Raw genomic sequence first — 25,276 nt, 5'->3', positions numbered from 1 at the left:
CGCAGTGGGCCGAGGTCAGCCGAGCAGCGCGGTGATCGGACCCAGCGCGAAGTACAGGACGAACGCCCCCGCGGCGCCCCACATCAGGGGGTGGACCTTGCGCGCGCTGCCCGAGGCCACCTGCAGCAGCACGAACGAGATGAACCCCACGCCGATGCCCACCGAGATCGAGTACCCGAACGGCATCAGGATCATCGTCAGGAAGGCGGGGATCGCGATGCGGTAGTCCTTCCAGTCGATGCCCGCCACCTGCGACACCATCAGGAACCCCACCACCACCAGCACCGGCGTGGCGGCCTCGAAGGGCACCAGGGCGTACAGCGGCGTCAGGAACGTCGACAGCAGGAACGCGATGCCCGTGATCACCGAGGCGAGGCCTGTGCGAGCGCCGTCGCCCACGCCGGCCGCCGACTCGATGTAGGAGGTGTTCGACGAGACCGAGCCGAGGCCACCCGCGGCGGCGCCGACGGAGTCCACCAGCAGGATCTGCTGGCTGCGCGGCGGGGTGCCCTCCTCGTCGTTCAGACCCGCCTCGGCACCGACGGCGGTCATGGTGCCCATGGTGTCGAAGAAGTCGGCGATCAGCAGGGAGAAGATCAGCAGCAGGGCGGTGAGCACCGGGAGCGACGTGAAGCCCCCGAACAGGTCGACCTGGCCGACGAGCGAGAAGTCGGGCATCGACACGGCCGCGTCGGGAAGCGCCGGGACCACCAGCGCCCAGCCGTCGGGGTTGTCCTGGGTGGAGCCCAGGGACATGGTCGCCTCGATGACGACGGCGAGGACGGTCGCGACGGCGATCGAGATCAGCAGCGCGCCGCGCACCTTCTTGACCATCAGCACGATCGCGGTGAACAGGCCCACCACGAACACGACCATGGGCCACGTGGAGATGTAGCCGCCGTCGCCGAACTGCGTGGGGGTGCCGCTGCCGACGCGCACGATGCCGGCGTCGTACAGGCCGATGAACGCGAGGAAGAGGCCGATGCCGACCGCGATCGCCTGCTTGAGGAACGTGGGCACGGCGGCGAAGACGGCCTTGCGGAAGTTCGTCATCACCAGCACGAGGATGACGACGCCCTCGATCACCACGAAGCCCATCGCCTCCGGCCAGGACATGCCGGCGCGCGACGCGATGCCGTACGCGACGAACGCGTTCAGCCCGAGTCCCGCCGCCATCGCGAGCGGGAACCTCGCCCACACGCCCATCATGATCGACAGCAGTCCCGCCACCAGCGCCGTCGCGGCCGCCACCAAGGGAAGGTTGGGCTCGCTGCCTCCACCGAGGAAGGCCCCGTCGCCGTCCGCCACCGTGCCGATGATCAGCGGGTTCAGCACCACGATGTACGCCATCGTGAAGAAGGTCGTGAGCCCGCCCCGGATCTCCTGAGCGAGGGTGGACCCGCGTGCAGTGATCTCGAAGTAGGAGTCGAGGCGTCCGGCGATGCCGGTGCGCTGGGTGGTGGTGGTCACGTGTCCCCTTGTCTGCGCACGAGTGCGCGTGTGTGCGTCATGTGCCGCACCGCCGATCGCGGCGCAGAGCGATCGAACCCCAGCCGCTGCGGTGGGGACCGGCGCCGCACACCCGCGTGCAGCGCGATCGTGGGATCGACAGCGCGGTTCGAACGGGGATACCTTAGCGCCCCCCGCGACACCTTGCGGCTACGGGGTCACGTAGGTGACGACGAGCGCGCGGTGATCGGCGCCGGACACCGCCGCGGTGCTCACCTGCACCGCCGTCAGTGGCGCGTCTCGGACCAGGGCGTGGTCGATGGCGGCGATCGGGAACGGACGCCTGCCCTGCGGGAACGTCGGCGAGAAGCCCGCTCCCGCCTGCGTCGCCGCATCGGCCAGACCGGCGGACTCGAGATCCCGGAACGCCCGGTGATCGCGCGTCATGTTGAGGTCGCCGAGCACGAGCAGCGGGCCGTCGATCCCGGCCACGGACGCCTCGAGCGCGGCGAGGTCTGCGCTCCACGCACTGTGCGCGAAGAGACCGGGGGCGGCCGGATGCGGCGCCAGCACGGTCAGTGGACCGGACTCCGCGTCGACCACCACCTGCACCGTGCGCGAGGTGGTGCCCTCGATCGCACGACCGTCGGAGATCCCCAGCCGCGACCACACGCCGGTTCCCGTGAAGCCAGGCTCGGGATAGGCCCGGCTGTGGGGGAGCTCCGCGTCGAGCCCGGCGCTGCGCAGCGCCACGGCGGCCTCGGGAGTCAGCTCCTGGAGCGCCAGCACGTCGACCTGATGGTCTCGCACCAGCTGGACCACCTCGGTGGCGTCGGCGCCGCCGAACGTCATGCTCACGCTCGCGACCGTGAACTCCTCGCCTGCCGGCGGCGCAGGCGCGCCGACGTACAAGGGCACCATCCAGACGACGCACGACGACGCGACCACGGCCGATGCGGCCAGCAGCCACCACGCACGTGCCAGCGCGGCCAGCACCAGTGGAACGGCCGCGGCGAGCGTCACCCACGGCATGAGAGCCACCAGGATCGCGACCGGGCCGGGCTCCCAGCCGAGCAGCCGGGCCGCGACGGGCACGGCGACGCCCACGAGCGCGATGGCGGCCAGCGCCCGCATCGTGCGTCGGAGGGCGGACGGCCGCGGCGCGGCGTCAAGGGCGAGGCCGCCCGTCGTCGTCATGGTCAGGAGTGTCGCACGCAGGCGCTCGCCGGCGCCGGAGCCGCGCTGTCCCGCGGGCTCAGCCCGCGCATCGGCCGCCGGGAGGAGTCGTCGGGGAACGACGAACGCCCGCCCCCTCGGACGAGGGAACGGGCGTTCGGTGACGAGTTTGTGTCAGCGCGTCTCGCGGTGCGGGGTGTGCTTGCCGCACTTCCGGCAGAACTTGGCGAGCTCCACCCGGTCGGGGGTGTTGCGACGGTTCTTGCGCGTGATGTAGTTCCGGTTCTTGCACTCGGTGCACGCGAGCGTGATCTTCGGACGAACGTCGTTCTTTGCCATGGGGGTGTGCTCCCAGCCTTGTGATGACGCGCCTGGCAGGCGCGGTGACAGGCGATGCGCCTGTCTCGTAGCGAGGGCGGGACTCGAACCCGCGACCCCACGATTATGAGTCGTGTGCTCTAACCACCTGAGCTACCCCGCCGCGAGAATTGCTCGACCATCGCCCCTCGCGAGAGGAGCGACGATCAAGCATTTCTCAGAGCCCCGACAGGGAATCGAACCCTGGACCTTTTCCTTACCATGGAAACGCTCTGCCGACTGAGCTATCGGGGCAAGCCGGTCAAGAATACACGCCACACAGAGTGCTTGTGAAATTGGCCGCGGGCCACCGTCGGAGGCCGCCGATATCGTGACTCACGTGACCCTACAGCTCAGCGCCGCCGAGGCACGCCGGGTGTTCCTCGACGCCCAAGGCCTGGCCCGGCGCACGCCATCGCGGCGCGCCCGTGCCTCCGACTTCGACCGCTACCTGAACCGTCAGGGCGTGCTCCAGCTCGACACCGTCAACGTCCTCGCGCGCGCCCACTACCTGCCGCTGTACTCGCGTCTCGGCGCGTACGCGCCCGCGGATCTCGACGCGTACCTCTGGGGTGACGAGCGCGGGCACTCCGCGCACGCCTTCGAGCACTGGGGTCATGAGGCCTCGGTCATGCCCCGAGACATGCTGCCGCTGCTGCACCATCGCATGGTGGGAGCGTCCAACTGGAAGGTGCGCCGGCGGGACCAGCTCGAAGCCGAGCGGCCCGGCCTGCTGGACGCGGTGCGGGCCGCGGTGGACGCACACGGGCCTGTCGTGGCCAGCGATCTCGAGCACCTGGCGCCCCGGGCCGAGGCGCGGGGCTCGTGGTGGGATCACGGCCATGTGAAGGAGGCGCTGGAGTACCTGTTCATCACCGGCGCTGTCGCGGCCTCGCGAGGCCGCCACTTCACGCGGACCTACGACGCGCCGATGCGCGGCTGGGGGCTCTCCGCGGCCGAGGAGGGCGAGTGGGGAGTGCCAGCCGGTGAGGCGCGCCAAGCGCTGTTCGATCGCGCCCTGTCCGCCACCGGCATCGGCACCGTGAAGGACCTGTGCGATCACTTCCGACTTCCCTACGCGGCTGGGGCCCGAACTCCCGACGTCGCGGGTGGCGCCGTGTGGGCGGCTTCGGCCGTCGAGCGCGGACTCGCGGCGTGGACTCAGGTGGAAGGGTGGGACGCGCCCGCGCTGATCGCGGTCGACGGCTCAGCATCGGCGCCGCCGGGCCATCGGGCCGCGCGCGATCCTGGCCGGGCCACCGGCCGGGCGCTGCTCAGCCCCTTCGATCCGGTGTGCTGGTACCGGCCGCGACTGCTGCGCATGTTCGGCGTGGACTACCGCATCGAGATCTACACTCCCGCCCCCAAGCGCGTGTACGGCTACTACTGTCTGCCGCTGCTGGTGGGCGACCGCATCGTCGGTCGGCTGGACCTCAAGGCCGATCGCCAGGCTGGTGTCCTGCGGGTGCAGGCGGCCTGGCACGAGCCTGGCCGCGCACCCGGTTCACGGGCCCTGTCCCGCGGCGTCGTGGCCGAGGCGGCGGCGGCCGAACTGGACGCGATGGCGGGGTGGCTGGGGCTGGATACCTGGACCGTCACCGGAATGGGAGACCTCGCTCCGGCGTTGTGACCGCCGCGGCCACCGCTCGGCATTGCTCCCGTACCGGGGTTAGTGTGGCGAAAGGTCGCATATGAGACACGTCGCTATCCCCGTCCCGACGAGAGGCCCCCAATGACGAGCACCTCACCCACACCCGCACCGCGCGCCGGCAGTCGGCTCAATCGCCGCGTCGTCGCCATCAGCATCGGCGCCGCACTCGGCGGGTTCCTCTTCGGCTTCGACTCGTCGGTCATCAATGGCGCCGTCGAGTCGATCGAGGGAGAGTTCGACCTGTCCGCCGCGTTCACCGGCTTCGCGGTGGCCTCGGCACTGCTCGGCTGCGCGGTCGGCGCGTGGTTCGCCGGCACCATCGCGAACAAGTACGGCCGCATCCGCGTGATGCTGATCGCCGCCATCTTCTTCTTCGTCTCCGCAGTGGGCTCCGGTCTCGCCATCGGCATCTGGGACCTGATCCTGTGGAGGATCCTCGGCGGTCTGGCCGTCGGCGCCGCGTCGGTCATCGCCCCCGCATACATCGCCGAGGTGTCGCCGTCGAAGTTCCGCGGCCGGCTCGGTTCCCTCCAGCAGCTCGCCATCGTCATGGGCATCTTTGCGGCCCTGCTCACCGGTCAGCTGTTCGCCGACGCGGCCGGCGGCGCGGCGGAGGAGTGGCTGTTCGGCATCGAGGCGTGGCGACTGATGTTCATGGCCGAGGCGATCCCTGCGATCATCTACGGCATCGCGGCGCTGCGCCTGCCTGAGTCCCCCCGATACCTCGTCGGCCAGAGCAAGGACGCCGAGGCTGCGGAAGTGCTCCGCCTGTTCACCGGGGTCGAGGACGTCGACTCCAAGATCAAGGAGATCGAGGACTCGCTGCACCGCGAGGAGAAGCAGACCCTGCGAGACCTGCGCGGCCATGCCCTGGGGCTCAAGCCCATCGTCTGGACCGGCATCCTGCTGTCCGTGTTCCAGCAGTTCGTGGGCATCAACGTGATCTTCTACTACTCGAACACCCTGTGGCGGTCCGTGGGCTTCGAGGAGTCCGAGGCATTCCTGACGTCGACCATCACCTCCGTCACGAACATCGTCGTGACGATCGTCGCGATTCTGCTCGTCGACAAGATCGGCCGTCGCCTGCTGCTGCTGATCGGCTCGACGGGCATGACCGCGTCACTGGGGCTGATGGCCCTCGCGTTCTCGCAGGCCATCACGGACGGCGATGGCGAGGTGACCGACTTCGAAGGGTCGTGGGGCACCGCAGCCGTGATCGGCGCGAACGCCTTCGTGGTGTTCTTCGGCGCCACCTGGGGACCCGTGGTGTGGGTGCTGCTGGGTGAGATGTTCCCGAACCGCATCCGCGCATCGGCGCTCGCCGTGGCCGCCGCCGCGCAGTGGATCGCCAACTGGGCCATCACCGTGTCCTTCCCGTCGTTCGCCTCGATCGGGCTCACGTTCGCGTACGGGTTCTACACGTCGATGGCGCTGCTGTCGTTGGTGTTCGTGTACTTCCGTGTGCCGGAGACCAAGGGCATGGAGCTCGAGGACATGGACGCCGACGTGCACGTCAAGCGCGGCAAGTTCGTGGAGTCGACTCGCAGCTGAGGCACGGCACGGCGCCCAGGTTCTCCTGTCCGGCACTCATTGCCGCCTACGCGCGATCGCGACGTCCTGTCCGGCATCGCGGGGACATGAGTGCCGGACAGCGGCGCGAGACGTCCCAGAGGGGTCAACCAGTGCCGGACAGGACGTGACGGGCGAACACGAAAGGCCCGGCACATGGCCGGGCCTCGCGTGGCAGGTGAGGGATTCGAACCCCCGAAGTCGATGACGGCTGATTTACAGTCAGCTCCCTTTGGCCGCTCGGGCAACCTGCCGCGGCGCCTCGTCCGAAACGAACGCGGCGCGCATGGAAGGATAGCAAGAGAACGGACTGCGGCGCGAACCTGTGCGACGCGGATCGCGACCGAGACGCAACGGCGCCGTGCGCGCCCCGACCCCGAGGAGGATCCATGGCAGGCGACAGCAGCTTCGACGTGGTGAGCAAGATCGACCGCCAGGAGGTCGACAACGCGCTCAACCAGGCGCACAAGGAGATCAACCAGCGCTACGACTTCCGCGGCGTGGGCGCGTCCATCGAGTTCACCGGCGACGCGATCCTCATGAAGGCCAACTCGGTGGAGCGCGTCAAGGCGGTGCTCGACGTGCTGATCGCCAAGCTCGCGAAGCGCGGGATCTCGATGAAGTCGCTCGAGTACGGCGACCCTGTCCCGTCCGGCAAGGAGTTCCGCCTCGTCGCGGACCTCAAGGAGGGCATCACCCAGGAGACTGCCAAGAAGCTCGGCAAGCTGCTTCGCGAGGAAGGCCCCAAGACGGTGAAGTCGCAGATCCAGGGCGACGAGCTGCGCGTGCAGTCGAAGTCGCGGGACGACCTGCAGGTCGCGATCCAGCTGCTCAAGGGCGCCGACGTCGACGTGGACCTGCAGTTCGTCAACTACCGCTAGCGGACGCCGCCGACGACGGACCCTTCCTCACTGGCCGCCATCCGCCTCGCGCCGCGATTGCGGCGATCGCGTGGACTATCGGTCACCGGTCTGGGGGTCGCCGGCCCGGAGGTCGCCGGTCCACCGCTCGCTCAGAACCGAGTGCTGCGTGCCTCGTGGCGGCGGCGTGTAGGCGCAGGTGTCGCCGGCGCACAGCTGCGGCTTCTGGCGCGCGAATCGTTGCGCGAGGAGGCAGCCGACGCAGATCCCGAACGCGGTCTCCACGTAGAGCAGGAGCAGACAGAGCCCGCAGATCACCTGCGCGACGATGGCGGGCAGCCCCAGCCACCCGAGACTGAAGCACCCGGCGAGCGACATGCCCAAGCCGAGTTGCCACGCCAGGCGCTTGGACCGAGCCTCCACCCACTCTGGCCGCTGGGGACGAGTGATCAGCGTCCCGATGACAAGGGTCGGAGTGAGGGCCGTCCCGATGTACAGGCGGAGCATCATCTCCACTGCGAACACGATGCCGAAGAGGCGCATGGGCTGAAGGTCACCGGTGATGACACCCCAGAGCCAGGCTGCGAACCCTCCGATGAACAGAATGCCCGCCGATGCCCTGACGGCACGTTCGTTCGCCACCGGCTCGTCGATGCCTTCCACCCATTGGCCGACGACGAGTGGGTCGTGGTCTGATTGCGTCTGCATCCGATGATGATACCCCTAGGGGTATCTGCTCTCGACGCGGCGAGGGGGAGGGGACCTGCCGTCCGTCAACGACCGCTGAGGACCCTCACTGCCGATGGCGACTGCTGGTGCAGCATCATCTGCCAGCCGTCGCTCGAGCGCACATAGGTGCTCGACAGCATCGCCTCGAAGGGCGGCTCCTCGACCCGGCGCGCCCGGACGCGATACGCGACCACGGCCAGCCCCTCGCCGAGGTCGTGGACGGTGACGTCCTCGAGCTCGTAGTCCTGCCATCGGCGGGACTCCGCCATGCCGTCGATGGCGTCGTCGCGCTCCATCACGCCGAACGGGAACACCATGACTGCCTCGCTCGCGAGCACGTCATCGTAGAACTCCCTGGCATGCCCGCTGGTGAGTGCCTCCCAGCCGTCTCGTTCGAGTGCGACCAGCTCCTGCTCCTCCTGCGTTCTCATGATCCTCATCTCCTGCTCTCGATGCCCTCAGTGAGTTTGGCGACCGCGTATCCCCACGCCTGCGAGACCTTCGGATGGGGCGGGACCGAGATCTCGTCGGGGTTGGTGATGACGTCGAGCAGCACAGGGCCGTCGTGCGAGAAGGCCCATGCGAGCGCAGCGTCCAGATCTCCCGGCTCCTCCACGCGCCTCGACGCGAGACCCATCGCGGTGCCGACCGCGGCGAGGTCCGGATTGTCGAGCTCGGTGCCGAAGGACGGCAGCCCGCCCTGCTGCTGCTCCAGCTGCACCATGCCCAGCGACGCGTTGTCGAACACGACCACGACGACGGGCAGTCGGTGCGTCACCGCGGTGCGCAGGTCGCCCAGCAGCATCATCAGCCCACCGTCGCCGCTCATGGACACCACGCGGCGCGACCGGTCCAGCGCCTGGGCGCCGAGCGACTGCGGCAGCGCGTTGGCCATCGAGCCCAGGTTGAACGAGCCGATGAGCTCCCGGCCAGCACGCATCTCGACGAACCGGGCGAGCCACACCGTCGACATTCCGGTGTCCACGGTGAACACCGCGTCGTCGGGGGCGTGCCGATCCACGGCTGCCGCGAGCGCCTCGGGTCGGATCCGATCATCGGGGTTGTCGAACTTCGCGCGCACCTTGGCCACCACCCCGGACTTCTCGTAGTCGGGGTCCGCGACCGAGCGCTGGCGCTCGCGCCACGAGTCGTACGACTTCACGGCGGCGTCGAGGTGAGAAGAGTCGCGGTCGCCCGCGAGCCTCGGGAGCAGCGCGGTGAGCGCATCGCCCGCATCACCCACCACCGGCACGTCGACCGTGACGCGACGCCCCACGTGGGTGGCCGCGCGGTCGATCTGGACCACCGTCGCATCGGTCGGGTAGAAGTCTCGGTACGGGAAGTCGGTGCCGACCATGAGCAGCGCATCGCAGTCGGCGAGCGCATCGGCCGCTCCGGGATTGCCGAGCAGCCCTGCCTGGCCCACGCCATACGGGTGGTCGCCGTCGAAGCCGCTCTTGCCCTTCAGCGTGACGACCATCGGCGCCTGCAGCCGCTCGGCCACGGCGAGCGTCTGATCGCGCGCATGCTCCGCGCCGCGGCCCACGAGCATGGTCACGCGCTCGGCGCCGTTCAGTGCTGCTGCGGCGGCGGCGAGCGACTCCTCGACCGGTTCGGACTGACGGTGGGGGCGTGCGAAGGACAGTTCGGGAACGTCGGCGTCGAGCTCGAGCTCACCCACGTCGCCAGGGACCGTGAGCACGGCGACGCCGCGCTGCGAATACGCCGCGGTGATCGCCTGGACCAGCATCTGCGGCAGCTGCTCGGGCGAGGTCAGCGTCTGGTTCCACACCGCGACGTCCGCGAACACGCGGTCGTTGTGGACCTCTTGGAAGTAGTCTGTGCCGATCTCGGCCGTGGGAACCTGACCGCAGATCGCGAGCACGGGGGCGTGCGACTTCTTCGCGTCATACAACCCGTTGAGCAGGTGCAGCGAACCGGGCCCCACGGTTCCCATGCAGACGCCGATGCGGTCGGTGAGCTGCGACTGAGCACCAGCGGCGAACGCGGCCGTCTCCTCGTGCCGCACCCCGATCCACTCGAGCCGGTCCTCGTGCCGCATCGCCTCGGTGAAGGGGTTCAGCGCGTCGCCCACCACGCCCCACACCTGCGTCACCCCGTGCTCGGCGAGCGCGTGAACGATGGTTCCTGCGATCGTGCGGGTCATCGGGACTCCTCTCAGTGAGACGGGAGGAGCCACCGGGCTGGCGACCATCCGCGCCCTTCTATGCCAACGCACGGCAAAGGGGGGCGCATTCCACGGCCTAGAGAGGGCGGCCCGCCATCCGTTCGAGCCGAGCCACGCGTTCGTCCATGGGCGGGTGCGTCGCGAACAGTTTCGCCATGCCGGCGCCGGAGAAGGGATTCGCGATCATCATGTGCGACACGTTCTCGAGCGCAGCGTCCTGCGGCAGCGGCTTGGCCTTGGTGCCTCGCTCGAGCTTGCGCAGGGCCGAGGCGAGCGCGAGCGGGTCGCCCGTGAGCGTCGCGCCGTCCTCGTCCGCGTCGTACTCGCGGGTGCGGGAGATCGCCATCCGGATCAGCGCGGCGGCGATGGGCGCGAGGAACAGCATCGCGAGCATGCCGATGGGTCCCAGCGGGTTGTCACGCGAGTTCCCGCCGCCGAAGAAGAACAGCATCTGGGCGATCGCGGTGATGATGCCCGCGAACGCCGCCGCCACCGACCCGATGAGGATGTCGCGGTTGTACACGTGCATGAGCTCGTGGCCCAGGACGCCCCGCAGCTCGCGCTCGTTCAGCAGGCCGAGAATCCCCTCGGTGCAGCACACCGCCGCATTGCTGGGGTTGCGTCCCGTGGCGAAGGCGTTCGGGGCCTGCGTGGGCGACACGTAGAGGCGGGGCATGGGCTGGTTCGCCTCGGCGGAGAGCTCCCGCACGATGCGGTACATGGCTGGCTGCTCCACCTCGGTCACCGGGCGCGCGTGCATCGCCTTGATGGCGAGCTTGTCCGAGTTCCAGTAGCCGTACGCGGTGCCGGCGACGCCGAGAGCCGCGAAGACCCAGATGAACTGCCCACCGCCCACGAAGGAGCCGACGCCGAGCAGCACGGCCCACAGCACGATGAACAGACCTGCGGTCTTCACGCCATTGAAGTACTTGCCTGACACGGTTCTCCTTCCCTCACATCGGTCGCGAAGGGAGAACGGCCGATGCTCGGGCCGGGTTCCCATCGCGACGCAGGGAGTCGCGGGGTCACCAAGGACGTGGCCGCGTCATCTCCCGTCCTCGCAGGAGCTCACGGGGCCGATGCGCGGGTCACCCCGCCATTCGCCTCGCCTACGCGCCGGTGCGGCCCAGCGCGATGTCGGTCATCTCCTCGCGCGGCACCACCTTGACGCGCTCGCGACCGTCGGCCTCGCCGATGGCGCGCTCGTGTGCGTCCAGCAGTTCCCAGTCGTGCCACTGCACCACGTCGACTCCGCGCGACTGGAGCAGTCGCAGCAGGTTGTCGGGGCTGCGCTGCTCGGCGCCGGCCTCGCTCTCCGCGTACAGCCGGGGGGCGTCCTCGACGAGGTTCGCGATGGTCTCCTGCGCATCGGACTTGGTGTGGCCGATGAGCCCCACCGGTCCACGCTTGATCCAGCCCGTGGCGTAGTAACCAGGCACGACGTCGCCGCCGGCCACCACGCGCCCGCCGTCGTTGGCGATGACGCCCTTCGACTGGTCGAACGGGATGCCGTCGATCTCGGTGCCGTAGTAGCCCACGGCGCGGTAGACGGCCTGGACCGGGTAGTCGATGAACTCCCCGGTGCCCTTGACGTTGCCGTCGCCCTGCAGTGCGGTCCGCTCGACGCGGACGCCTGTCACCTTGCCGTCCTCGCCCAGCACCTCATGAGGGGCCTGGAGGAAGTGCAGGTGGATGCGTCGCGAGGCGCCCGTGGGCTCCTTGAGCGTCCAGTCCGTCAGCGTCTTGACGACCTGCTTGGTCTGCTTGTTGTTCTCTGCGGCCTCCATCGAGGCCTCGTCGAAGTCGTAGTCCTCGGGGTACACGATCACGTCGACGTCGGGCACGTGGCCCAGCTCGCGCAGCTCGAGCGGCGAGAACTTCACCTGCGCCGGGCCGCGACGACCGAACACGTGCACGTCGGTGACGGGGGACGACTTCAGCAGCTCCATGACGTTGTCCGGCACCTCGGTGCCCGCGAGGTCCTTGGGGTGCTTCGCGAGGATGCGCGCGACGTCGAGCGCGACGTTGCCGACGCCGAACACCGCGACCTCCTTCGCGTCGAGGGGCCACGTGCGCGGCACGTCGGGATGGCCGTCGAACCAGCTCACGAAGTCCGCGGCGCCGTACGAACCCTCGAGGTCGATGCCCGGGATGTTGAGGTCGGCGTCCTTGAACGCGCCCGTCGCGAAGATCACCGCGTCGTAGTGCTCGCGCAGGTCCTGGAGCGACAGGTCGGTGCCGATGTCGACGTTGGCCAGCAGGCGGATGTCGCCGCGGCCGAGCACGTTGGCGAGAGCGACGACGATCTGCTTGATGCGCGGGTGGTCAGGCGCGACCCCATAGCGGACCAGGCCGAACGGTGCTGGCAGGCGCTCGATGATGTCGATGGATACGTCGAGGTCGCTCTTGGACAGGATGTCGGAGGCGTAGGTGCCGGCGGGGCCGGCACCGATCACGGCGACCCGGAGCGGGCGGTCTGTGGTCACGGTTGTCTCAATCCTCAGGGGCGTGGGCGTGCGCCGAGGGCGGTCTCGGTCGCGTGTCGCCCCGAGTATAGACATGAACGTCACATGGACGTCCCGGCGTTGGCGCGCGCTCGCGCCGTTCCAGTGCCACGCTCGAGTCATGACCTCGGTGATGCCTTCCCCGTCGCCCGATCTCGGCCGGGTGCACGCCGACGCGCCCCCGCGGGGCCTGCCCTCGCCGACGCTGATGCTTCCCGGCGCGTACATCCACGACGCGACGGCACGGGTGCACGCCGCCCAGCGGCGGGTGCGGCTGACCACTCTCACCATCGCCGACGAGCAGCGCACCTATGCGCTCATCGAGGCGCTGGTCGACGCGGCCAGGCGAGGGGTCGACGTGCAGGTGGCGGCCGACGTGTTCACGTACATCGACGCGGCGGGCACGTTCCTTCCCGCCCGGTATCGGACTACGAGGCGGCGAGAGTCGTCGGCCCTCGCCTCGCGGCTGACCGATGCGGGGGCGAAGTTCACGTGGCTCGGGTCGGAACGAGGGCTGATCTGGAGGGGGAGGACCCACACCAAGATGAGCGTGATCGACGACGTGTCGTACGCGTTCGGCGGCGTCAACATCGACGATCGTGGCGCCCGCAACGCCGACTACATGTTCCGCGTGGAGGACCCGCGCCTGGCCGACGAACTCGACGAGGTGTACGAGCGCATCGTGCGCATGAACGCCTCCCAGCTCGGGCATCCATCGCTCACCCTCCGCCATGGTGACGACGCGGTGCTCGTCGACGGCGGCGTGCCCGGCGACTCCGTCATCTACCGTCGTGCGATGACGCTGGCCTCCGAGGCCGTCCACGTGCTGCTCATCTCCCAGTACTGCCCCACAGGTCCGCTCGGCAGGATCATCGCCGAACGGCCGCACGCGCTCTGGTTCAATCCACCGCGCCACGCCTCCCCCGCCAATCGAGTCCTGATCTCCGCGTCGATGGCGGCGACGGGATACCGCACCCAGTACCGCTCGCGGCGGTACCTCCACGCGAAGTGCCTGGTCATGACGATGCCGTCCGGAGAGCGCGTCGCGATCACCGGATCCCACAACTTCGTGCGCGGCGGCGTCGCGCTCGGCACGAGGGAGATCGCGCTCGAGACCCGGTCGGATGCCGTCATCGACCAGATCCTGGCCTTCCACCGCACGCACGTGGTCGGCGGCCGTCAGACGGGGCTGGCACATCCCCCGGCCCTGTGAGACACTCTCCGCTATGGCATTCTCCCCGGACTCCTGCGCACCCATGCTGTGCTGCTGCGTCCGTTGTGCCATGTGTCCCGAGGCCTGAGCCCACGGATACACCCCACCTGTAGCCCTGGGCGCTCGGCCTTTCGAGCGCGGACCAGTCGCGCTCGCACGGCCTCGCTCCCAGAACACGACGAGTCGAGGAGTCTCGGTGACTGACGCCGATGCCACCAGTGCCACCGCGCGCACGCCTGCCCAGATCGCTGAGGCAGCCGAACGCCGACGCCACCGCGAGGAGGCGCGCGAGATGCGCACCCGCGAGGCCTCACAGCGCAAGAACACCGCCTCCAAGGACGGCCAGTGGGCCGCAGGCGACCGCACTCCTCTGAACCCCAACGAGGAGATGAAGTCCACCGGCGACCCGCTGCGGGTGCGCGAGCGCATCGAGTCGATGTACTCGAAGTGGGGCTTCTGGTCGATTCCCCCGGGCGACCTGCGCGGCCGGTTCCGCTGGTGGGGGCTGTACACGCAGCGCCGCCAGGGCATCGACGGCGGCAAGACCGCGATCCTCGAGCCGCACCAGCTCGACGACGAGTACTTCATGCTCCGCATTCGCTCGGACGGCGGCCAGCTGTCGGTGGCGCAGGCGCGCGAGATCGGGCGCATCTCCGAGGAGTTCGGCCGCGACACCGCCGACGTCTCCGACCGACAGAACATCCAGCTGCACTGGATCCGGATCGAGGACGTCCCCGAGATCTTCCGCCGCGTCGAGGCGGTGGGTCTGCTGGTCACGGAGGCCTGCGGGGACGTCCCGCGCGTGATCCTCGGCTCCCCCGTCGCGGGAGTCGCCAAGGACGAGCTGATCGATCCCACGCCTCAGATCAACGAGATCAAGGAGCGCTACATCGGCTCTCCTGAGTTCTCGAACCTGCCGCGGAAGTTCAAGACCGCCTTCACGGGGCAGCCGGTCCCCGACATCCTTCACGAGGTCCAGGACATCGCGTTCTGCGCCGTGGAGCACCCCGAGCTGGGCGTCGGCTACGACCTGTGGGTCGGCGGCGGTCTGTCCGTGAATCCCTTCCTCGGCGTGCGACTCGGCGTCTTCGTCAAGCCGGAGATCGCGCACGAGGTCTGGAAGGGCGTCGTCAGCATCTTCCGTGATCACGGCTATCGCCGACTGCGCACGCGCGCCCGTCTCAAGTTCCTCGTCAAGGCCTGGGGAGCGGAGAAGTTCCTGCAGGTGCTGCAGGACGACTACCTCGGCTACGAGCTCCCCAAGGGACCCGCCCCCCAGGTAGGAGTTCCGGGAGACCGCGGAGACCATGTGGGCATCCACGAGCAGGCCGACGGCCGCTGGTACGTGGGCGTCGCTCCGGTCGCGGGCCGCGTCTCCGGCACCAAGATGCAGTCGATCGCTGACGTCGCGGAGAACGTCGGCTCCGACCGCATCCGCCTCACTCCGCTGCAGAAGATCCTGGTGCTCGACGTCGACCAGGACAAGGTCAGCGACGTCGTCAACGGACTGCGCGCGCTCGAGCTGGACTCCGACCCCGGCGAGTTCCACCGCAACGTCATCGCCTGCACCGGAATCGAGTACTGCAAGCTCGCGATCGTCGAGACCAAGGCGACGGCCCGCGAGGTCGTGAAGGTCCTCGACCAGCAGTTCCCGACGCTCGACAACCCCATCACCGTGCATGTGAACGGCTGCCCCAACTCGTGCGCCCGCGTGCAGATCGCGGACATCGGCTTCAAGGGCCAGCTCGTGCTGGACGAGGAGTCGGGCGAGCAGGTCCCCGGCTTCCAGGTGCACCTGGGCGGCCGGCTGGGACGTGGCGAGGACAACGACTTCGGGCGCAAGATCCGCGGCCACAAGGTCACGCAGACGGGGATGCCCGACTACGTCCAGCGCGTCACGACGCACTACCTCGCAGACCGCACCGGCCCCGAGGAGACGTTCGCGGACTGGGCGTTCCGGGCGGAAGAGGAGCTGATCAAGTGAGCATCCCGTCGCTGTCGGGCGCCGCGGCGCTGACCGCGCTCAACCCTCGCGAGTGGAACGCCGAGACCTGCGCGGCGGTCGCCTCGCGTCTCGAGAACGCCTCGGCCACCCACATCGCCGACTGGGCGGTCGCCACGTTCGGACGGGGGCTCGGAGTCGCCTCGTCGATGCAGGACACGATCCTGCCCCACATGTTCGGCGCGCGGCTCGCGGGCGTGGACGTGCTGTTCCTCGAGACGGGGTACCACTTCCAGGAGACGCTGGACACGCGTGACCGCTCGGCGCGCGAGTTCCCGATCACCATCGTCGACGTCATGCCGAATCTCACGGTCGCGGAGCAGGATGCCGAGTACGGCAAGGACCTGTTCGCCCGCGACCCCAACCTGTGCTGCTTCATGCGCAAGGTCGATCCCCTCGCCCGCGCCCTCGCGGGCTACGACGCGTGGGTCACCGGGGCGCGCCGGGTCGATGCCGTCACGCGGTCGCAGATGCCCGTGGTGAGCTGGGACGAGAAGCACGGGCTGGTCAAGATCAACCCGCTCGCCCGCTGGGACGATGCCGACGTGGAGCGCTACCAGGTGGACCACGACCTGCCCCGCAACCCCCTTACCTCCCAGGGCTACCCCAGCATCGGCTGCGCGCCGTGCACCCGCAAGGTCGCGCCCGGCGAGGACCCGCGCGCGGGCCGCTGGTCGGGACAGGGAAAGACGGAGTGCGGGATTCACACATGAGCGAGGACGACGTGACGACGAGCCTGACCACCCTTGACGCCCTCGAATCCGAGGGCATTCACATCATCCGAGAGGCCGTGGGCACCGCCCGCAAGCCCGTCCTCCTGTTCAGCGGCGGCAAGGACTCCGTGGTGGTGCTGCACCTCGCGACCAAGGCCTTCTGGCCCGGGCGCGTGCCGTTCGAGCTGCTGCACGTGGACACCGGCCACAATTTCGACGAGGTGCTCGAGTTCCGCGACCGCACCGTCGAGCGGCTCGGGCTGCGCCTGCAGGTGGCGAAGGTCCAGGACTACATCGACGACGGTCGCCTGCGCGAGCGCCCGGACGGCACTCGCAATCCGCTGCAGACGGTGCCGCTGCTCGACGCGATCGTGAACCATGGCTACGACGTGGTCTTCGGGGGCGCCCGTCGCGACGAGGAGAAGGCGCGCGCCAAGGAGCGGGTCGTCTCGCTGCGCGACGAGTTCGGACAGTGGGACCCCCGCAACCAGCGGCCCGAGCTGTGGAACCTGTACAACCCCAAGCACCTGCCCGGCCAGCACGTGCGGGTGTTCCCGCTGTCGAACTGGACCGAGCTGGACGTGTGGCGCTACATCCAGCGCGAACAGATCGATCTGCCGGACCTGTACTTCGCACACGAGCGCGACGTGTTCACGCGCGACGGCATGTGGCTCACGCCGCACCCGAGCGTCCGCGTGCGCGACACCGACTGTCCCGCACCCCGGTCGGTGCGCTACCGCACGGTGGGCGATGCGTCCTGCACCGGTGCCGTGGAGTCGACCGCGTCGACGCTCGACGAGATCATCGCGGAGGTTGCGGCCACGCGCATCACCGAGCGCGGCGCGACCCGTGCCGACGATCGCCTCTCGGAGGCCGCCATGGAAGACCGCAAGAAGGAAGGCTACTTCTGATGACAGCCCCCGACACCACCGACGCCGCGGCGGCCATCCCCGACGCCCGGCGCACGTCGCTGCTCCGTTTCGCCACGGCCGGCTCCGTCGATGATGGGAAGTCCACTCTCGTGGGCCGCCTGCTGCACGACACCAAGTCGATCCTGGCCGACGCCTACGAGGCGATGGAGCGCGTCTCGAAGGAGCGCGGCGGCGAGGAGGTCGATCTGGCCCTGCTGACCGACGGGCTGCGGGCCGAGCGCGAACAGGGCATCACCATCGACGTCGCGTACCGCTACTTCTCCACGCCCAAGCGCACCTTCATCCTCGCGGACTGCCCCGGGCACGTGCAGTACACCCGCAACACCGTCACGGGCGCTTCGACGGCCGATGCGCTCGTGGTGCTCATCGACGCCCGCTACGGAGTGGTGGAGCAGACCAAGCGCCACCTCGCCGTCGCCGCGCTGCTCCGTGTGCCCCACGTCATCGTCGCGGTCAACAAGATCGACCTGCTGGACTATGCCCAGGGTCCGTTCCGCTCGATCACCCAGCATGTCCAGACGCACGCGGAATCGCTGGGGCTCACCAACGTGGTGACCGTCCCGGTCAGCGCGCTCAAGGGTGACAACGTCGCGCTGCGATCCGACCTCACGCCCTGGTACGACGGCCCCACCGTGCTCGAGGTGCTCGAGACGGTGCCGAGCATCGACCAGGGCGCGGACGACTTCGCCGCGGCCCACCGCCGCGGAATCGCCCACCCGACCGCCGAACAGGCGCGTGCGACGGAGTCCGGATGGCGCATGCCGGTCCAGTGGGTGCTGCGCCCGCAGGATGCGGCCATCTCGCCCGAGTACCGCGAGTACCGCGGCTATGCGGGCCAGGTCGCCGAGGGCACCATCCGGGTCGGAGACGACGTCGTCGTCCAGCCGTCTGGCCGTCGCACCACGGTCGCCGGCATCGACACCGCCGACGGTCCGCTCGACCACGCGCACACGGGGCTGTCGGTGTCGATCCGCCTGGCGGACGACGTCGACGTGGCGCGCGGCGACCTGCTCTCGAGCGCCGCAGACGCCGTGGCGCCCGAGCGCGCCTTCCACGCCCACGTCGCGTGGCTCACCGACCGGCCTCTGCGCGTGCGGGACCGCGTGCTGATCCAGCACGGATCGGCACGCGTGCAGGCGATGGTGACCGCGATCGACGGGATCCTCGACATCTCCCTGCCGGGCGGCACGCTCGACTCGTCGATCGCGACCGGGCACGAGCTGCTGTTGAACGACATCGGCGTGGTGCGCTTCCAGCTCGCGCAGCCGCTCGCGGTCGAGGACTACGGCCGCCACCGCCGCACCGGCGCGTTCTGCGTCATCGACCCCCAGGACGGCAACACCATCGGCGCGGGAACCGCGCGGGCCTCCGCGCCCGGCACCGGCACCGATGCCCACGTGACCATCTGATGAGCGCGCCGGTCTCGCTGCGAGGGGTCTCGCAGGCCTTCGCCGGCTCTCGCGGCGGCCGGCTCGCGCTCGACGGGGTCGATCTCGAGGTCGCGGCCGGCGAGTTCGTCTGCGTGGTCGGGCCCTCCGGCTGCGGCAAGTCGACCATGCTCGACCTGCTGGCCGGACACACCCGTCCCGCCCGCGGAGACGTCAGCGTCGCGGGCGCCGGGGTGCGCGGCCCAGGACCTGACCGGGTGATGGTCTTCCAGGAGCACGCGCTGTTCCCCTGGCTGTCGGTGCGGGACAACGTGGCCTTCGGGCTCAAGAACGCCGGCGTTCCCCTCGAGGAGCGCGATGCCACCGTCGCGACGTGGCTCCGCAAGGTCGGTCTCGCCGACGCCGCGGACCTCCACCCGCACCAGCTCTCCGGCGGCATGCGCCAGCGTGCGGCTCTCGCCCGCGCCTTCGCCATGCGTCCCCAGGTGCTGCTCATGGATGAGCCCTTCAGCGCGCTCGACGCCCCCTCCCGCGACCGGCTCCACGTCGAGCTCCAGGAGCTGTGGGCGGAGACGGGCGTCACGATCGTGTTCGTCACCCACAACGTCAGGGAGGCCGTCGCGCTCGGCGACCGCGTCATCGTGCTGTCCTCCGGTCCCGGGCGCATCATCGGCGACGTGCCGGTGACGCTGCACCGCCCTCGTGTGGTGGAGTCCGAGCGCGTGGTCGCGCTGTCCGCGACCGTGCGCCGCCTGCTCGACGCGGCCGACCAGCTGGGCATCTCCGCGCCGCGCGAGGGGGGTGACTCGTATGTCACCATCTAGCATCCCCACGCGCGATGGCTCGAGCATCGAGGTGCGCAGCGACGCCCCGTGGTGGCGCCGCACCACGCCGATCGTCGGCACCGGCCTCGTTCTGCTCGCCGCGTGGGCGCTCGCATCGGTCCTCTCGGAGTCCCTGCCCACGCCCGCCGCCACCGCAGGCGAGCTGGCGCGCATGGCAGGCGACGGCGATCTCGCGTCGATCTTCGGACGCATCACGCTGTTCATGACCGGATGCTTCATCGTGGCCGCCATCGGAGGAGTCGCACTCGGCCTCCTGCTCGGCTCCCGCACCTGGCTCGACCGCGGACTGTCGCCGTACCTCGCGGCGCTGCAGGGAATGCCCACCTCGATGTGGATCCCCGTCGCAGCCGTCGTGCTGGGCACCTCCCCGTGGTCGCTCGCCGTCGTCGTGAGCATCGGCGCGATGCCCGCCATCATGCTCGCCACGCGATCGGCCGTGAAGAACGTGCCACCGCTGCTGATCCGCGCCGGCCGCACCTTCGGTGCCGACCGGGGCTCCCTGCTCCGGCACGTGGTGCTGCCCGCCGCTCTTCCCGGCATCATGACCGGGCTCGAGCTCGGCTGGTCGATCGCCTTCCGGTGCCTCGTCGCCGGCGAGATCTTCTCCGGCGCCCTGTCCGGGACCGGCATCGGCGACGTGATCGAGCGCTCTCGCGAGACGGGCGACCTCACCGAGATGATGGCCACCATCATCATCGTGCTGGCCTTCACCCTGGCGGTGGATCGGCTGGTCTTCGCCCGCGTGCAGCACCGCCTGCGGGTGAGCCGCGGGCTCGTGGACTCGGGCCTGCCGCACTGATCCACGCCCCGCCTCGACCCTCTGCTGTGAGGTGCGTCACACAAACGTCACGCAAGGTTTACATGAAAGGCTGGACTTCTCGGCCCCCCGCTCGGACGATGGGTGTGCGGTAGGTCACATCACCGCGCGGCGCCCCACTCGCGCCACCGCCAGCGCTGTCGACATCCCTTTGCATCGACATGCGCCCTGGAGGTGCCGTATGGCCGCCGACCCCGAGACCGCGACGCCCCCGCATACGAGCATCGGCGACGGGCGCGGCCCGTCCCCGGTGATGATCCTGCTCGTGCTCGTCAGCACGCTGGGCATCCTCGTCTACACGGGCTTCCTGCTGGATCCCAGCAACCGTGGCGATCTCATCCCGTACATCATGGTCATCACCGCGGAGTCGATCCTGGTGTTCCACGCCCTGCTCGCGATGTGGACCATCCTGTCCGGCGCGCAGAGCTCCCGCGACTTCGCCTATCACCGCGCCAGGGCCGCGGTCTTCGGCCGCGCGCACGGGAAGGCCCCCGAGGCGTGGCCGCTCCGGCTCGACGGTCGTCGCGTCGAGGTCGACGTGTTCATCACGGTGTACGGCGAGGATCTCGACGTGGTGCGGCGCACCGCCACCGCAGCGCTGGCGATGCATGGCCGCCATCGCACCTGGATCCTCGACGACGGGAGGTCGGACGACGTGCGCGACCTCGCCGGCGAGATCGGGGCGAGGTACGTCCGGCGCCTCAGCTCCGGAGGAGCGAAGGCTGGCAACGTCAACCATGCCCTCACGCTCGCGAAGAGCGAGTTCTTCGCGATCTTCGACGCCGACTTCGTGCCTCACCCCACGTTCCTCGCGGAGACCATTCCCTTCATGGTCGACGAGAAGGTCGCCTTCGTCCAGACACCGCAGGCGTACGGCAACCTGCACACGACTGTCGCGAGGGGCGCCGCCTACATGCAGGCCGTCTTCTACCGGTTCATCCAACCCGGCCGCAACCGCTTCAACGCGGCCTTCTGCGTGGGCACCAACGTGCTGTTCCGGCGCGCGGCGATCGACGATGTCCACGGCATCTGCACCGACTCGAAGTCCGAGGATGTGTGGACCTCGCTCGCGTTGCACGAGCGCGGCTGGCGGTCGGTGTTCATCCCTGAGGTGCTCGCGGTCGGCGAGGCCCCCGACACGATCGAGGCGTACTCGAAGCAGCAGCTGCGCTGGGCCACGGGCGGGTTCGAGATCCTGCTGACGCGCATGCCGCTCGCCAACCGTCGCCTGACGATGGACCAGCGCATCCAGTACTTCGTCACCGCGACGTTCTACCTGACGGGGATCTGCCCGCTGCTGCTGATCCTGGTGCCGCCTCTCGAGATCTACTTCGACCTCAGGCCGATGAACCTCTCGCTGACGGTGCTGACGTGGGCGGTGTACTACTGCGGCTTCTACGCGATGCAGATCGTGCTCGCCTGGTACACCCTCGGATCGTTCAGGTGGGAGACACTGACGCTCGCCACGGTGAGCTTCCCCATCTACGCCAAGGCGTTCATCAACGCCTTCACTGGCAGGGACGTAGGCTGGCAGTCGACCGGCACGGCCCGAGGCCGGTCTCCCTACAACTTCATCATTCCGCAGATCCTGTTCTTCCTGTTCCTCCTGCTCACGAGCGGCGTCGCGATCTGGCGCGACATCGACAACGGCGTCCTCACGCTCGCGACGGCGTGGAACATCACCAACACCGTCATCCTCGGGGCGTTCGTCGGCGCCGCCCGTCGTGAGGCACGGGCGCTGCGCACGGGCCGGCGCGGTTCCCCCCGCCGCGCACCGGGAGCACCGGGACCCGACAGTGCGCCACGAACGGTGGTCGCCCGACCGGCGGGCGTGGACGACACTCCCAAGCGTGGCCAGCAGGAGGCAGATGCGCTCGCCACGCTTGCCGCACCGAGCCGGCGCGAGCGCCGAGAGAAGGAGCTGGTCCGATGACCTGGGGCAACCGATTCAAGCTGGTGATCGGCGTGGTCATGGTGCTGATCATCGTGGCCGCGGCCACGCTCGTGTTCAATCAGCGGCAGAACCAGGTCGCGAGCGCATCGGCGACCATCAAGGCGGCCTCGTACGGCGTCGGCACGGACTACGGCGGCCTGGTCGAGGCGGCGTACGTGGCGGCCGGCGACGTGGTCGTCGAGGGGCAGCGCATGTTCGAGGTCCAGAGCCTTCAACTCGAGCGCGACATCGACACCGGCGCGGTCTCGCCTGCCGAGAATGCTGTTGTCGGCGGCGGCACCCTCGTCATTCGCGCCGGCACCGACGGCACCGTGTCGCACATCGCTCTGAACTCCGGCGCGTACGCAGGCGCTGGCGAGGTGCTCGCGAGCATCGACGCCTCGGGATCGCTCTTCGCGGAGGCGGAGTTCATCCTCACGCCGCGCGACTTCGGCAGGCTCGAGGACGCGGCGGGCGTGGAGCTCCGCCTCCCCGACCAGCGCGAGATCTCCGGAACGGTGTCCGACCTCACGGTCGAGACGGTCGACGGCGTGGCCCACGTGACCGCGCGGATCGACTCGGACGCGCTCGCGGACATCGACGGCGACCCCCTCATGAAGCCCGGCACTCCTCTCGAGGCGACGCTGCACCTCCGCGATGACGGACCGTTCGCAGGCGTCTCCGACATGGTGAGCGATCTGGCCGACAGGGTGGGCCTGTGAGCGTCCGGCGCACTGCCGCACTGACGGTGTGCGCGGCGATGGCGGCCGGAGCGTCGGCCTGCGCCGGAGGTGGTGACGTCGAACCAGCGGCGACCACGACCTCCCCCGTCGCGGTCCACTCTCTGCCCGAGCGCCCACTGCCCGAGGACGTCGTCACGCGCGTGGCGGACGACCTCGCGCCCCCGACCAATCGCTGGTACTCGTCGCTCGCCTTCGGGGCGTCGGGACTGCCGGTCTTCCCCAAGCCACTCGCCGTGACGGCCGCCGACGGGGGGTTCGGGCTGGGGCTCACTGCGCCCGAGGCGAGCGCCGACGTGATTCTTGCACCCGCGCGCACGGACATCGCAGTCTCGATCGCCGGAGCGGAGGGGCCCGGGGTCGTGACCGCCGCCGACCCGGTCGCCGTCACGGTGACGTGGGGCGACGCGAGCATGTCGCTCGCTCAGGGCTGGCCGGCCGTCGGCCTCACGGCGCACTCCGCCCTCGAGTCAGAGGTGAGCGTCGCCTTCGCCCCCGCGGGCGGCAAGGTCTCCACGGCCGCCGTCGACGGACGGGTCTACGGCGTAGTCGTCGACGGCGGCGACATCGACGGGACCACCTTGACCCTGGACGAGGGCGGCACCGCCCAGTTCTTCGCGGTGCCGGACGGCGGCGACGCCACGGCCTTCGCCGACGCGCTCGGCGACGTGGTGACCGCGGTGGCCTGGTCGGGGTGGGCCGGCGAGGACGTGGCGACGACGAGCCTCGACTACGGCACGCCGACGGTCGTCACGATGCCGCAGGCGCGTGCCGACGGAGCAGAGCTGAAGTGCGACCTCGGCACGTACGCCACCATCAATGGCCCCTACGCGGTGTGCCGTGCGCAGGACGTCGCGTGGGACGTCGCTGCCGTCGCACCCCGCGCCGCGCTCGACCTCGACGGGCTCACGGATGCGGAGCGCACGGCGATCCGTAAGGCGCTGGCCGAGGACGTCGCCGCACAGCCCGAGCTGCCGGTCGACACCTACTTTGGCGCGAAGGCCCTCTCCCGCCTCGCGACCCTTCTCACGATCGCCCGTGCGCTCGACGAGGAGGCCCTCGCGGAGGATCTTGCGAGCGTCCTCAGCGAGCAGCTCCGGATGTGGGGCGACCCCGAGCGGTGCGCCACGGAGACGGACCGTTGCTTCGTGTACGACTCGCTCCTCGAGGGAGTGGTGGGGTATGCGACGGCTTTCGGCTCCGAGGAGTTCAACGACCACCACTTCCACTACGGCTACCTGCTCCATGCCGCCGCCGTCCTCGGTAGCGAGTCACCCGAGATCGTTGACGAGATCGGCCCCGTCATGGATCTGCTCGCCGCGGACATCGCCCATGGAGTCGGTGGACCCATGCCCGCGATCCGCGCCTTCGACCCGGTGGAGGGCCACTCATGGGCATCGGGATTCTCGCCCTTCGCCGACGGCAACAACCAGGAGTCCAGCTCCGAGGCAGTGGCCGCGTGGAACGCCGTCGCGCTGTGGGCCCAGGTGCGGGGGGATGCGACGCTCGAGGAGCGCGCGCGCTGGCTGCTGGCATCGGAGGCCGATGCGGCACGCCGGTTGTGGCTCGCTCCTGACCTCACGTCCTTCTCGGGCTTCGACCACACGATCGTCGCCCTGCAATGGGGTGCCAAGCGGGACTACGCGACGTGGTTCTCGCCCGAACCGAACGCGATGCTGGGAATCCAGCTCATCCCGGCGTCCCCCGCGCAAGCCGTCCCGCTGGCGCAGGTGGGGCCCGAGCGCATCGAACAGGCCGTCGCCGAGGCCGCACCCCACGGCTTCGACGTCCAGTTCGGGGACTACCTGCTGATGTACAGGGCTCTCGCCGGCGACAGCCAACGCACGATCGCGTGGGAGCAGGCGCGCAGCCTTCCCGCCACGGCGATCGATGACGGCAACAGCAGGACCGCCATGCTCGCATGGATCGCCGCCGCGCCGTGAGAGCCTCCCGGGTGGAGACCCCGCTGCCCGGCGCCTGACGCATCGGCCGCCCGTAGCGGGGTGCAGACGACGCTGCCGTGCGGCCGCCCCTGCAACGGACGTCTCGAACGCCCAGGTAAGGACGGTACTGGGCGCATCTGAGACATTTCTGAGTGCGCCCCATGCCTACAGTGGTGATCAGGCCGCGCTCCTCACGCCGGCCCCTGACTGAGCAAGGCGTCGCTGAGCGGCGCCATCGCCACCGACGACGAATCGACTTTTCGAAGC

At 69.6% G+C, this 25,276-nt stretch carries 21 protein-coding genes and 3 tRNA genes; 13 read left to right on the top strand and 11 right to left on the bottom strand.

The genetic code is table 11. The features are described from left to right. Positions 1-15: 15 nt before the first annotated feature. From QQX02_RS07705 to QQX02_RS07685, 5 genes are all read right to left on the bottom strand, one after another. Positions 16-1,470: an NCS2 family permease gene (locus QQX02_RS07705; protein WP_301142265.1), complete on the bottom strand. Its 1,455-nt coding sequence runs from the start codon at positions 1,468-1,470 to the stop codon at positions 16-18. A 189-nt stretch (positions 1,471-1,659) separates the two neighbouring features. Further along, positions 1,660-2,646, bottom strand: coding sequence for an endonuclease/exonuclease/phosphatase family protein (locus QQX02_RS07700; RefSeq protein WP_301142264.1), 987 nt, complete (start codon positions 2,644-2,646; stop codon positions 1,660-1,662). 153 nt (positions 2,647-2,799) lie between these two features. Next, positions 2,800-2,964 carry a 50S ribosomal protein L33 gene (gene rpmG / locus QQX02_RS07695; RefSeq protein WP_062131382.1) on the bottom strand — a complete coding sequence of 55 codons (165 nt, stop codon included), beginning with the start codon at positions 2,962-2,964 and terminating at the stop codon, positions 2,800-2,802. 68 nt (positions 2,965-3,032) lie between these two features. Further along, a tRNA-Met gene (locus QQX02_RS07690) sits at positions 3,033-3,106 on the bottom strand. Positions 3,107-3,164: 58 nt separating this feature from the next. Further along, positions 3,165-3,237 (bottom strand) — tRNA-Thr (locus tag QQX02_RS07685). A gap of 85 nt (positions 3,238-3,322) precedes the next feature. On the opposite strand from QQX02_RS07685, the gene QQX02_RS07680 reads away from it, so the two are divergent. Continuing rightward, positions 3,323-4,612, top strand: a complete 1,290-nt coding sequence (locus QQX02_RS07680; protein WP_301142263.1) for a winged helix-turn-helix domain-containing protein — start codon at positions 3,323-3,325, stop codon at positions 4,610-4,612. A 102-nt stretch (positions 4,613-4,714) separates the two neighbouring features. After that, positions 4,715-6,184, top strand: coding sequence for a sugar porter family MFS transporter (locus QQX02_RS07675; RefSeq protein ID WP_301142262.1), 1,470 nt, complete (start codon positions 4,715-4,717; stop codon positions 6,182-6,184). A gap of 190 nt (positions 6,185-6,374) precedes the next feature. On the opposite strand, the gene QQX02_RS07670 is transcribed toward QQX02_RS07675, so the two are convergent. Then, positions 6,375-6,456: transfer RNA gene (locus tag QQX02_RS07670), tRNA-Tyr, on the bottom strand. A 135-nt stretch (positions 6,457-6,591) separates the two neighbouring features. On the opposite strand from QQX02_RS07670, the gene QQX02_RS07665 reads away from it, so the two are divergent. Then, the gene (locus QQX02_RS07665) at positions 6,592-7,083 is read left to right on the top strand and encodes a YajQ family cyclic di-GMP-binding protein (RefSeq protein WP_301142260.1); all 492 of its coding nucleotides are present in this window, start codon (positions 6,592-6,594) and stop codon (positions 7,081-7,083) included. Positions 7,084-7,158: 75 nt separating this feature from the next. Here the strand turns inward: QQX02_RS07665 and QQX02_RS07660 are convergent, their stop codons facing one another. From QQX02_RS07660 to QQX02_RS07640, 5 genes are all read right to left on the bottom strand, one after another. Beyond that, positions 7,159-7,770: a DUF4395 domain-containing protein gene (locus QQX02_RS07660; protein WP_301142259.1), complete on the bottom strand. Its 612-nt coding sequence runs from the start codon at positions 7,768-7,770 to the stop codon at positions 7,159-7,161. Between the two features lie 65 nt (positions 7,771-7,835). After that, complete coding sequence (locus QQX02_RS07655; protein WP_301142258.1) at positions 7,836-8,222, bottom strand: nuclear transport factor 2 family protein; 387 nt, start codon at positions 8,220-8,222, stop codon at positions 7,836-7,838. A 5-nt stretch (positions 8,223-8,227) separates the two neighbouring features. After that, on the bottom strand, positions 8,228-9,958 hold the full coding sequence (locus QQX02_RS07650; protein ID WP_301142257.1) for a thiamine pyrophosphate-dependent enzyme: 1,731 nt from the start codon (positions 9,956-9,958) through the stop codon (positions 8,228-8,230). A gap of 97 nt (positions 9,959-10,055) precedes the next feature. Next, positions 10,056-10,919 carry a zinc metalloprotease HtpX gene (gene htpX / locus QQX02_RS07645; RefSeq protein ID WP_301142256.1) on the bottom strand — a complete coding sequence of 288 codons (864 nt, stop codon included), beginning with the start codon at positions 10,917-10,919 and terminating at the stop codon, positions 10,056-10,058. A gap of 169 nt (positions 10,920-11,088) precedes the next feature. Beyond that, positions 11,089-12,465, bottom strand: coding sequence for an FAD-dependent oxidoreductase (locus QQX02_RS07640; protein ID WP_301142255.1), 1,377 nt, complete (start codon positions 12,463-12,465; stop codon positions 11,089-11,091). Between the two features lie 139 nt (positions 12,466-12,604). Here QQX02_RS07640 and QQX02_RS07635 point away from each other — a divergent pair, with 139 nt between their 5' ends. The 10 genes from QQX02_RS07635 (at position 12,605) to QQX02_RS07590 (ending at position 25,009) form a co-directional block, all read left to right on the top strand. Then, entirely contained in the window at positions 12,605-13,696 is a 1,092-nt protein-coding gene (locus QQX02_RS07635) for a phospholipase D-like domain-containing protein (RefSeq protein ID WP_301142254.1), read from the top strand. A 292-nt stretch (positions 13,697-13,988) separates the two neighbouring features. Continuing rightward, a complete protein-coding gene (locus tag QQX02_RS07630; protein WP_301143681.1) occupies positions 13,989-15,680 on the top strand; it encodes a nitrite/sulfite reductase in 1,692 nt (563 codons plus the stop codon). Further along, positions 15,677-16,411: a phosphoadenylyl-sulfate reductase gene (locus QQX02_RS07625; RefSeq protein ID WP_301142253.1), complete on the top strand. Its 735-nt coding sequence runs from the start codon at positions 15,677-15,679 to the stop codon at positions 16,409-16,411. Before QQX02_RS07630 ends, QQX02_RS07625 begins: the two co-directional genes overlap by 4 nt. Beyond that, entirely contained in the window at positions 16,408-17,322 is a 915-nt protein-coding gene (gene cysD / locus QQX02_RS07620; protein ID WP_301142251.1) for a sulfate adenylyltransferase subunit CysD, read from the top strand. Before QQX02_RS07625 ends, cysD begins: the two co-directional genes overlap by 4 nt. Beyond that, complete coding sequence (locus QQX02_RS07615) at positions 17,322-18,752, top strand: sulfate adenylyltransferase subunit 1 (RefSeq protein ID WP_301142249.1); 1,431 nt, start codon at positions 17,322-17,324, stop codon at positions 18,750-18,752. The genes cysD and QQX02_RS07615 overlap by 1 nt, the downstream gene beginning before the upstream one ends. Beyond that, positions 18,752-19,555: an ABC transporter ATP-binding protein gene (locus tag QQX02_RS07610; RefSeq protein WP_301142248.1), complete on the top strand. Its 804-nt coding sequence runs from the start codon at positions 18,752-18,754 to the stop codon at positions 19,553-19,555. The genes QQX02_RS07615 and QQX02_RS07610 overlap by 1 nt, the downstream gene beginning before the upstream one ends. Further along, positions 19,542-20,375, top strand: a complete 834-nt coding sequence (locus QQX02_RS07605; protein WP_301142247.1) for an ABC transporter permease — start codon at positions 19,542-19,544, stop codon at positions 20,373-20,375. The genes QQX02_RS07610 and QQX02_RS07605 overlap by 14 nt, the downstream gene beginning before the upstream one ends. A 199-nt stretch (positions 20,376-20,574) precedes the next feature. Beyond that, positions 20,575-22,326: a glycosyltransferase family 2 protein gene (locus tag QQX02_RS07600; protein ID WP_301142246.1), complete on the top strand. Its 1,752-nt coding sequence runs from the start codon at positions 20,575-20,577 to the stop codon at positions 22,324-22,326. After that, a complete protein-coding gene (locus QQX02_RS07595) occupies positions 22,323-23,048 on the top strand; it encodes an efflux RND transporter periplasmic adaptor subunit (RefSeq protein ID WP_301142244.1) in 726 nt (241 codons plus the stop codon). Before QQX02_RS07600 ends, QQX02_RS07595 begins: the two co-directional genes overlap by 4 nt. Next, positions 23,045-25,009 (top strand): glycosyl hydrolase, encoded by a 1,965-nt coding sequence (locus QQX02_RS07590; RefSeq protein WP_301142243.1) that lies wholly within the window; start codon positions 23,045-23,047, stop codon positions 25,007-25,009. The genes QQX02_RS07595 and QQX02_RS07590 overlap by 4 nt, the downstream gene beginning before the upstream one ends. Positions 25,010-25,276 lie beyond the last annotated feature (267 nt).

The organism is Demequina muriae, from assembly GCF_030418295.1.
Classification (GTDB): Bacteria; Actinomycetota; Actinomycetes; order Actinomycetales; family Demequinaceae; genus Demequina; species Demequina muriae.
This window is presented reverse-complemented; position numbering and strand designations above follow the sequence as displayed.